Annotated in this window: 6 protein-coding genes and 1 pseudogene; 5 read left to right on the forward strand and 2 right to left on the reverse strand. The window is 32.8% G+C overall.

Going from position 1 to position 9,986, the window contains the following annotated elements; genetic code table 11:
• Positions 1-16: 16 nt before the first annotated feature.
• Together HX049_RS13735 and HX049_RS13740 are read right to left on the reverse strand one after the other, a co-directional pair.
• On the reverse strand, positions 17-1,060 hold the full coding sequence (locus HX049_RS13735) for a DUF3137 domain-containing protein (RefSeq protein WP_286416520.1): 1,044 nt from the start codon (positions 1,058-1,060) through the stop codon (positions 17-19).
• Positions 1,060-1,599, reverse strand: a complete 540-nt coding sequence (locus HX049_RS13740) for a LemA family protein (protein WP_286416521.1) — start codon at positions 1,597-1,599, stop codon at positions 1,060-1,062. Before HX049_RS13740 ends, HX049_RS13735 begins: the two co-directional genes overlap by 1 nt.
• Before the next feature lie 1,127 nt (positions 1,600-2,726).
• Here HX049_RS13740 and HX049_RS13745 point away from each other — a divergent pair.
• The 5 genes and pseudogenes from HX049_RS13745 to HX049_RS13765 form a co-directional block, all read left to right on the forward strand.
• The gene (locus tag HX049_RS13745; protein ID WP_286416523.1) at positions 2,727-5,504 is read left to right on the forward strand and encodes a TonB-dependent receptor plug domain-containing protein; all 2,778 of its coding nucleotides are present in this window, start codon (positions 2,727-2,729) and stop codon (positions 5,502-5,504) included.
• Positions 5,505-5,510: 6 nt separating this feature from the next.
• Positions 5,511-6,761 carry a DUF4876 domain-containing protein gene (locus HX049_RS13750; protein ID WP_286416525.1) on the forward strand — a complete coding sequence of 417 codons (1,251 nt, stop codon included), beginning with the start codon at positions 5,511-5,513 and terminating at the stop codon, positions 6,759-6,761.
• A gap of 10 nt (positions 6,762-6,771) precedes the next feature.
• Positions 6,772-8,292: a DUF6850 family outer membrane beta-barrel protein gene (locus HX049_RS13755; protein WP_286416527.1), complete on the forward strand. Its 1,521-nt coding sequence runs from the start codon at positions 6,772-6,774 to the stop codon at positions 8,290-8,292.
• Between the two features lie 17 nt (positions 8,293-8,309).
• Entirely contained in the window at positions 8,310-9,452 is a 1,143-nt protein-coding gene (locus tag HX049_RS13760) for a cytochrome-c peroxidase (protein ID WP_435793528.1), read from the forward strand.
• 88 nt (positions 9,453-9,540) lie between these two features.
• Positions 9,541-9,723: pseudogene (locus HX049_RS13765) on the forward strand (lipocalin family protein); the annotation flags it as partial.
• Positions 9,724-9,986 lie beyond the last annotated feature (263 nt).

The following is a 9,986-nucleotide window of genomic DNA, read 5'->3' on the forward strand; positions in this document are numbered from 1 at the left end:
TTTTACAATTTATTATTTATATTTCACTTAAATTCATCATACTACGCGATAAACACACATTATTATAGAAGTTATTCACGCTGTTGCCTTTTGCTATTTTAGTATTGTCAAGCCCTAATAATCCTTCGGGAATATTAATTGCTGCATAGAAGTGATTAAAAGCATATGAAATCATTATGTCTTTATCATATCTCTTTTTAAGTTCTACCATTTTTCTCATTCTACTAGGTGTTAATATATAACGGGCTAAAGTATCATCACTACTATAAACAGTAAAGGCATGCTCAAACTCTACATCTTCCATTTTGATTAACTCAATTCCATCTCTATTTTTAAGTTTTTGAATATTATCTGCTAGGTAATCCATATGTTTCTCTAATTTATCAGGTACTATAATTACAATACCTCCTATATTTTTCTTTAAAGACACTGTGCTAAACATTCCTCTAAAATCTAGGGTTATATCTTCCATTCTCTTTGAGAATATCCCTCTAAACATATAGATAACAACTGTGATAAATGTTCCTACTGAAGACTTAGAAAGCCAATACATCAATGTACTCTTTTTAAGTCCTATATCATTAATTGTTATTGTTCTACCTTGCTCAGAAAGCTTGAGTTCACCTAATGAATAGGCAGAAACTTTGTCTCGTTGTATATTGCCAAAAAATCCGCTAAGCATTAGTTTAGATATCGAGAAAGCTCCTTTTTCAAAATGATATTGACCACTGGGCAGGATGGTCTTAATAATTTTTTGGATTGCCTGTTGCTCGGTTTGAATATATTTAGAGTAATAATAACTCGTACCGAGTGTTCCTATGATAATTAAAACAAATAAAGGTATGATTATATAAAGTATTGTACTGTTATCTATTTGATCAAACCATTGACTATGAGTATAAATTAGAATATTAAATGAAATAAAAATTCCTAAGAAGTAGACAATACTTCCTCCGTATGACAAAACCTTAAACAGGTTCAGTATACGCGTATGCTTTTTTACTTTTAACAATGTACTTTGTAATTCTAATTCTAGTTTGTCTATTTCTTCTTTTTCCATTATTTAGTAAATAAAGATCTTACATCTATATCTTTAGCTTCTTCTTCGCTGATTGCAATTAGCTCCACTACTTTATAATTCTTGGTTGAAGCAATAATAGAGGATGGAAACATTTGAACATAATTATTATAATCAACAGCAGCAGCATTAAAAGATCTACGCGCTGCTTGTATTTGCAACTCCATTTCTTCTAAAGAATATATTAACTTAGTAAATTGACTATCCGCTTTAAGGTCTGGATACTCTTCAGAGAGTAATTTAATAGAAGGCAGATCTATAGAAGAAGCTTCTTTGGTATCTAGTGCATTACTTCTGAGTTTTGTAACCTCTAGTAGAATATTGCTTTCATGATCAACATACTTCTCTATCGAAGCCACTATATTAGGAATCAAACTACTTCTTTGTTTTAACATAACAGATATACTACTATCTGCTTGTTTAATTCTATTGTTTTTGTGAACAAAAGAATTAAGAGTATTAATCCACCATAAAACAATAATTGTTACAATAAGTAAGGGTACTAAATAATATGTAATCATATCTTAAAAGTTATTCTACTCTAAGTAATAGTTTTCTTTAATTTTAACCAAAAGTAGTTAACATTAACTTAATATAAAAATTGAATGTATCAATATTTTTATATATTTTACAATTTATAAATACCATTATTCCATAAAATTGCTTTTTTAATAACACAACAAACCAAATACAGACAAACATCACAGTCATTAGTTACTGAAGTTTCGCACCTTCAATTAAAGTCTCTTTAGGTATTACAAATATTGATAAAATTACCTAAACAGTTAAATTACTACACATTACAGATGTGTCAATAAAATCCAAAAAGAGCTTTTTAATAAAGTTGTCGATAAAGTCAATCAATCTAAAGACGAAGTGTTTTACTCTAAGTAACAGATAAATTAAACTAGTATAAACAATTTAATGTTGCGAAGCGTTCTATGAGTGAACTATTTAACTGCAGTAATCTTGCGAAGCGATACAACGGCCTTAATGGATAAACGAGCATCAATAGGTGCAAATTCATAGAAACAAAATTCTGTTTGACCGAAGGGAGTTCATTTTGTTTCAGAATTTGTGCCAAAATTGACCGTTTAGGAATTACAGCCTTGACTTTTTTTGTTACTTTTTGGTGTCAAGACAAAAAAGTAAAAGATTAAAAGAATTAGATATTAGGCGTATCTTACAATATTATAAGACAAAAGTAATGTTGTTCGTAATAACACATATCCCAGGTAAAAGCCATTTATTTCTTACTTAAAAACACTCAAAATAGGGGTGCGAAACTTGAGTTAGTTATTTATATCGCAAAGGGACTTGTTAATAGCTTATCTATTTTAAAATCTTTAATCAACTACCCTCTTGTTGAATTCTATCACATAATTCTTTTGAGTTTTAGTCATAGCTCATCATCTCTTTCCTTATAAAGACTAAAGAACAACCTTAACTGTCAAACCATGTCTTAAAAAACGTTATTAATTCTTTATTTTTTTAACATTTCAAGTACATACCTCATCCTTAAATAATCCAAAAAACAGAACTTGTTATTTAGAACGATTATCAATAATTAAATTTTATGCAATTATTAATATTCATTCTAAATAAATAGATTTGCTCAATATCTTTGCCTCATTGAAAAACAAGATCAATGTACCGCATAAAAAAACACCCTACAACTTTAATTTTTGTAATTTTTATCTTATTAATTAACAAAACAATCGCTCAAAACACAACAATTACCTTAACAATACAAGATTCGGTACAAAACCCCATTACTAATGTTTTTGTAGAAATTAAACAAAATAAGGGACAAACCTTCTATCGAACTACTGATGAAAAAGGAATATTAACCTTAAACAGTATAAATAAGAATTATTTCATTACTACTTCACATCTTGGGTATCACTCTATTGTAGACAAAGAAATATCATATCAAAATCAAAATCCTATTATCACTTTAAAAGCCATACACACCCAATTAGAAGATATTGTTGTCAGTGCTAAAGAAGATACTGGGCTTAGTACAAAATCAGTGATAAACAGACAGGCAATGGAGCACTTGCAGCCATCTAGTTTTGCTGATTTAATGGAACTCTTACCAGGTGGAAAAGCTAAAACACCTAACCTTACTTCTACCAATCGCATTTTAATTCGCGAGTTTGGACAAAGCGGCGGACAGTACAATACAAGTTCTTTAGGGGTGCAGTTTTTAATAGATGGAGCTATTGTGAATTCAAATGCAGATTTACAAACCTCTTCCTATGAGGCTCATTCTATAGAGGGTACAAATGTAGCTTCTAAACGCAATACCTCTAGTATAGGGGTGGATATGCGTACTATTCCTACCAATGATATAGAAAGTGTAGAGATTATAAGAGGAATTCCTTCTGCTGCTTATGGGGATCTAACCTCAGGTCTGGTACTTATCAATAGAAAAATAGGAAAAAAAGCACTAGAGACTAGATTAAAGGCAGATGGTTTTAGCAAGCTGTTTTACCTAAGCAAGGGGTTTTCTCTATCTCCTACTTGGCATATCAATACCAATGTTGATCTTTTAGATTCTAAAAGTGATCCAAGAAACTTAACCGAGCAATACAATCGCTATGGGGTATCTATTCGCTCTAGAAAGATATTTGACTTTGCCGATCAAGAACTTAACTGGTATACCACATTAGACTATAATGCTAATATTGACAAGAATAGAATAGATCCTGATGTAGGGTATGAAAAGGTGGACACCTATAGAAACAATAAACATACAATTGCCTTTTTCAATAGATTACTTCACCGTTTTCACGATCATAAATTATTTAAATCTATAGAACTTAAAGTTAATATTCGACAAGGTATTGAAGATCTAAAACAGCGAAAGTTAGTTCAGTTTAGCGGGCCCACCTCTATTTCTATTGCCACGCAAACAGGTGTAAACGATGGATACTACCCAAAGACAACTTTCATATCAGACTTTCAAACCCATGGAAGACCCCTTGATATAAATGCCTTATTAAAAACTGATTTAGAGTTTTCGACCTTAGGTATAAAGCACAATATTGAAGTAGGGCTTGACTATCGCTACGCCAAAAATAATGGGAAGGGACAACTATATGATGTTTTGTTGCCTCCTAGCCCATCTATGACTACAAGACCACGCCCATTTAATGATATTCCTGCTCATCAAAACTTAGCTTCTTTTTTCGGAGATAAAATGCAGTACAACTTAAACAACCAAAGCTTTTCGCTTTATGCTGGTTTACGTGCTTCAGCTTTAGTAGGAATGGACAAGAAGTTCAGTATTGCTAACAAGGTTTACCTAGAGCCTCGTATCAACTTTCAATGGAATCTTCCCAAAGTATGGATTGTTTCTAATCCCTTGAAAACTAACTTGACTTTAGGTTATGGAGAGCTGTATAAACAACCTACCCTTGGTATGTTATACCCAAATAAGGCTTATCTAGATTATACTCAATTAAACTTTGCTCATATTGATCCTAATGTGCGCAGGGTTAACTATATGACCTATGTTATTGATGTGACTAATCCAAGTTTATTAGCCGCTAAAAACATTAAAAAAGAACTAAGAATAGACTTAGAATATCAAGAGCACAAGATATTCATAACATATTTTGATGAAAAGATGCAATCAGGATTCCGCTCTATCAATAATTATCAGACTTATACTTACAAGAGATATGACACAAGTCACCTAGATATTCACGCCATGACACAACAGCCCAACTTAGAGGAACTCCCTTATGAAGAACGGCTTAATCTAAATACAAGAAGCATCACTAACAACGGAAGCGAAACCTATAAAAGAGGAATCGAGTTTGGGTACTACTCTCCTCGTATTAAATCTATTAAAACAAAATTCTCTTTCACTGGAGCCTATTTTAATACAACTTACAAAAACAGTGTACCTGTACAAGAGAAACCTACTGTGTCCTTAAATGGAGAAGATTATAAATATGTGGGGATCTACAGTAATTCAACAGGGTATAAAAAGTCAGGACTTAATTACAACCTATTTATAGATACTTATTTACAAGGTATTGATATGAGTATTTCTGCGTCAATACAAGGTACTTGGTTCTTAAATGAGAACAACACCTTTAAGGAAAGAGACCCTATGGCTTACTTTGGTACAGATGGAATTATTCATCCTTTCTTAGAACAAGACAAACAAGATATGCACAAACAATGGCTTGTTCGAAGTGTATCTTCTACTGATAATATGGGGACAAAATACCCTTTTGATGTGCAAGTGAACTTAAAACTAACCAAGAAGATCGTGAAAAAACTAGGTGTCTCCTTATTTGTAAATAAGCTATTTGATTATTATAAACCTTATTACTTCAATGGGTATAAAGTAGATAGATCAACTATGACAGACCCTTACTTCGGAATGGAATTAACTTATAATTTTTAATATAACATGAAAAACAGAGTGCTGGCCCTATTTGTGGCTATTTTAGGATTAGGTATTACTACCGTATCGTGTAGTAGTGATGACAATTCGATTGACAATGTAGAGAAAGTCGAGTTAGGTAATTTAAGTATCAACTTTAAAACAGATAGAATCAATGGTTTTAAATCGTATGAAAAACTAACTGTAAAATTAACAGAGTTAAACACAGGTAAAGAAACTACTCAGGAGCTCGCTTCTACTCCAGATAAGTCAATAACGATTAACAAAGGGTCTTATCAAATCAGTGTAGATGGTATTGCATTACTGGAATCAGGTGATAAAGTATCAGTGGCTGCTAATAGTGAAGTGAAACTAGTTAATCCTGAAGACAAAGTAGAGCTAGACCTTATTGTAAAGACATTTGCCGAAGATTTTATCATCGAGGAAGTATTCTTTAGTGGAGTAAAATCTAAAGAAGGTAAAGCCTATAACAGTGGTAAATATTTTAAAATCACAAACAATACAGATAAAGTACTCTCAACAGGAGGACTTCTTATCTTAAGGTCTTCTTTTAATTCTGCGATTAAACACAATAATTACACTCCTGAAATTAGAGATGAGGCGATGCCTGTGGGAGGAGTTGTTTATATTCCCCATGAATTAGGTAAAGATGTTCAACCAGGTGATTTCATCGTAGTAGCAGACATGGCTATGAATCACAAATTAGAGGTAGATACTGCTTTTGACCTATCAGGAGCTGATTATGAATACCCAAATACAGATAATCCTAAATTAGGGCAAGTAGATAATCCTGCCGTACCTAATGCTGTGGTTATATACTCGTATATGAACTTTAATATGTTCTTCTTGCACAACAGAGGATACGAAGGATATGCTATTGCTAGATTTCCAGAAGGAGTTACAGTAAAATCTTGGTTAACAGATTACAAATACGACTATACCTTTGTATTCCCACAAAATGGAAAAGTTGCAGAAAGATTTGAATACAAAATACCTAACAGCTGGATCATAGATGGAGTAAATAGTGGTATGAAAGCAGCTTGGGAACACAATCCAATAGGTCCTTCTGTAGATAGTGGATGGACAGGAGTTGCGCTTTCTGATTCAGATCCTACTTACTTCGGTAAATCTATTCGCCGTAAAGAAATCGGGAAAATGCAAAATGGCAAACCTCTTTTTAAAGATACAAACAACTCTACTGAGGACTTCGTACAATGGGGAGAGCAAGCAAGTTTAACCCATGGAATAGTTCACTAATAGACATTAGATGAAAAAAAACATTATTTTTTCGCTCTTCTTAACAATACTGTGTGTACCCTCTTTAAAGGCACAAGATTCACTTAGCTTTACAAATAAGATACAACATCAATATGATATAGAAAGAGCTTTAAAACACAGAGTATACTATAATCCGGCATTAATGTCGGATTATAGTCCTTTATCCTTCTCTGACTTTCAAGCAAGTTACCAACATCAAAAAGATAAAGCTTATTTACTAGAACAAGGCAATCAACAAAGTGGATTACAAGTAAAGGGTAAATCTTATAAGCGATTGACAAATAATAAGGCTATCTGGGGTGAGGTGGTGTACAACAACCTAAAACAATATGAGGTACAGTGGAACTCTACACTAGATCCACAGTATGTAGGTCCTTATACACTAGCGGATTCTTCTAAAGGAACAAATAAATACGAATCGTATCAATTCAGTGGTGGAGTAACTAAAACCCTGGGTAGATTTGACTTGGGAATAGATCTGTTCTATTTAGCACAAATGAGCCATAGAGAAAGGGATCCAAGACCTAAAAGTACTTCCTCTGATTTAAGACTTAAAGCAGGTATGGCTTATTCTTTATTTAAAGATTATAAACTAGGGGCTTTTGCTCAAGTACTGACCTATAAACAGACTACTTCTGTTATTTTCTTTAGTGAAGTAGCTAGAGCTGATCTGTATCAAATGAATGGATTGGGAGATTATAACTTTTATTTTAGTAACAAGTCTGACAAGGCTAGATATTCTCAATCAGCATATCACACTGGGCTTAGTTTCAGCTCCTTAAAAGAAGGCGACTTTGCTCTTGGAGTTCAACTTGGACAAAGTAACCTAACCAAAGCAGCTAGTACAACAAACGCCAATCACGACATTAATAAACTAAAACAAAATGAATTGACCTTGTATGTAAACAAAGGTATTACAATTGACCAACATCGTGTAGTAGCTCAAATCACTTATGATAAACTTGATAAAAAAGGGAGTTCTATTCTCTACTCTAACGTAGGAAATGAGTTTTCTAAGATCCTAGAGTCTCAAAATTACAAGCACAAAACTGAACGTATCAAAGCACAAATGCTCTATCAAGTTAAGCTAAAAGAGGATTTGCTCTCTGTAATTCCTTCTTATAGCCTTGAAGATGTAAAGGAAAGTACACTTGACTCTAAGAAAAACCGAGATTTTAAATACGGTATTTGGGCATTGCAAACCCGATACATTAAACCCCTTAGTTCTAAAGATATATTGACTCTAAGTGTAGGCCTACAAAAAAGAGGGGTAAACAAGTCTAGTTATACCTTAGGCGATGCTAATATTAGACCTTCTATCAAAGAGTGGCTAGACAGTGACTACACTATTTACAGTAGTGAATTTCTCTGCTATAATGCAAGCCTTAGATATGACCAAAAAATAAGTCCAACCATAGGGGGATATTTAAAACTTAACTACAATAATTTAAAATACAAATCACATAAGGCAAATTCATTCATAGGCTTTACCGCCGGAATAACCTTTTAGACTACCACTACAATAAAATGAAAAATAATATAATAATTGGGTTGATTGGATTTACTAGTGTTTTTCTATACAGTTTTGACAAAATGTGGACAAACGAAAATCCCGAATACCAAAATATTATAGATAGCTATAAAACTCCTATCTCTCAATGGCCAAAGCCTTTTATAGATGAAGGCGTAAATTGGGCAGAAATGCAAAGTATCAAGCGTGACTCTTTGTATTTTGAAAACCCAAAAAAGCCAGACGTTATCTTGGGAAAGATGCTCTTTTTTGATCCTAAACTATCTATCTCTGAACAGATCTCGTGTAGCTCTTGTCACGATCCTGAAATGGGCTGGACTGATAGAAGAAGAGTAGCCCTAGGGCATGATCATCTAAAAGGCAGACGAAATACTCCAAGTCTGTATAATATAGCTGATAGAGAAATCTTCTTCTGGGACGGCAGAGCAAGTAGTATAGAAGAGCAAGCCTTAGGCCCTCTAACGGCACACAATGAAATGGCTATGAATCTCGATATACTACCTGAGAGATTAAGTAAAATAGATGATTATACACCTTTATTTAAGGCTGCTTATAACGATACTATCATTACAAATGACAAAATTATTAGAGCCTTAGCTGCCTTTCAAAGAACCATCAAAAGCCAACCTAGTAGAGTAGATTACTTTATCGATGGTAAGCACAACTCTTTAACGGATCAAGAAATCTATGGAATGCATCTCTTTAGAACAAAAGGTAGATGTATGAACTGTCACTTTGGTAAAGATCTAACTGATGATTCATTTCACAATATAGGTCTTACGTACTACAAGCGTTTTTATGAGGATTTAGGCCGTTATAACATCACTAAGGATCCCGAGGATGTAGGTAAGTTTAAAACTCCTTCCCTACGCGATTTACTCAATACTCGCCCTTGGATGCACAATGGTCTTTTTGACGATTTGCAAGGCATTGTAAATATCTATAACAGCGGTATGCATATGATTGATCCCACTGCAGAACAGAAGTTAAAAGATCCGTTATATCCTGTTACAGATTCACTTATGAAACCTCTAGCGCTTACTAGAGAAGAAACTAAAGCAATAGTCGCTTTTTTAGAGGCCTTATCAGGTAGTCGCTTTAAAATGGATAGACCTGATTTTCCCAGAGCTAAGAAATAAGCTTAAACTATTTTAAAATTATTCTAAATAACATTATTCTTCCACATTGCTTTTTTATCTTTACAGTAAACAAAACTCGAAAAAGAATATGAAAAAACTCTCTTTTTTATTTATTGCCTTGGCTAGCTTACTAGTATCGTGTAGTAATGTAAAGCCAGAAAAAGCGGAACCCGTTACTAATTTTGAAGTCAATAAATATTTAGGCACATGGTATGAGATTGCTAGGTTTGATTTTAAATTTGAAAAAGACCTTAACAATACCTCTGCTCAATTGATTTACAAATAAAAGATTACACATTTTTTAATTATTACATGTACCAAATTAACAGAGTTATAAATTCTAACACTAACTAAACTAGATAAGTTCATAAAACTGAATAAGTATAAAATTATACTTATTCAGTTTTAATTATGATATAATTACCCAAGTTCAAATAATTAATAAAAAACAAAAGAGCTTAGTACACGACAAAAATATTAATTAGTTGATTTTAAGATAAATAAAGGGAGGAATTATTTGTAAAAAAGGCTGAT

The sequence above is a fragment of the Myroides odoratimimus genome (assembly GCF_030326305.1).
Lineage (GTDB): Bacteria > Bacteroidota > Bacteroidia > Flavobacteriales > Flavobacteriaceae > Flavobacterium > Flavobacterium odoratimimum_A.

What these genes read in the sequence shown, in the direction of transcription:
- HX049_RS13755 (WP_286416527.1), top strand. Translation starts at nt 6,772, where the DNA reads ATGAAAAAAAACATTATTTTTTCGCTCTTCTTAACAATACTGTGTGTA.
- HX049_RS13750 (WP_286416525.1), top strand. Translation starts at nt 5,511, where the DNA reads ATGAAAAACAGAGTGCTGGCCCTATTTGTGGCTATTTTAGGATTAGGT.
- HX049_RS13760 (WP_435793528.1), top strand. Translation starts at nt 8,310, where the DNA reads ATGAAAAATAATATAATAATTGGGTTGATTGGATTTACTAGTGTTTTT.
- HX049_RS13735 (WP_286416520.1), bottom strand. Translation starts at nt 1,060, where the DNA reads ATGGAAAAAGAAGAAATAGACAAACTAGAATTAGAATTACAAAGTACA.
- HX049_RS13745 (WP_286416523.1), top strand. Translation starts at nt 2,727, where the DNA reads ATGTACCGCATAAAAAAACACCCTACAACTTTAATTTTTGTAATTTTT.
- HX049_RS13740 (WP_286416521.1), bottom strand. Translation starts at nt 1,599, where the DNA reads ATGATTACATATTATTTAGTACCCTTACTTATTGTAACAATTATTGTT.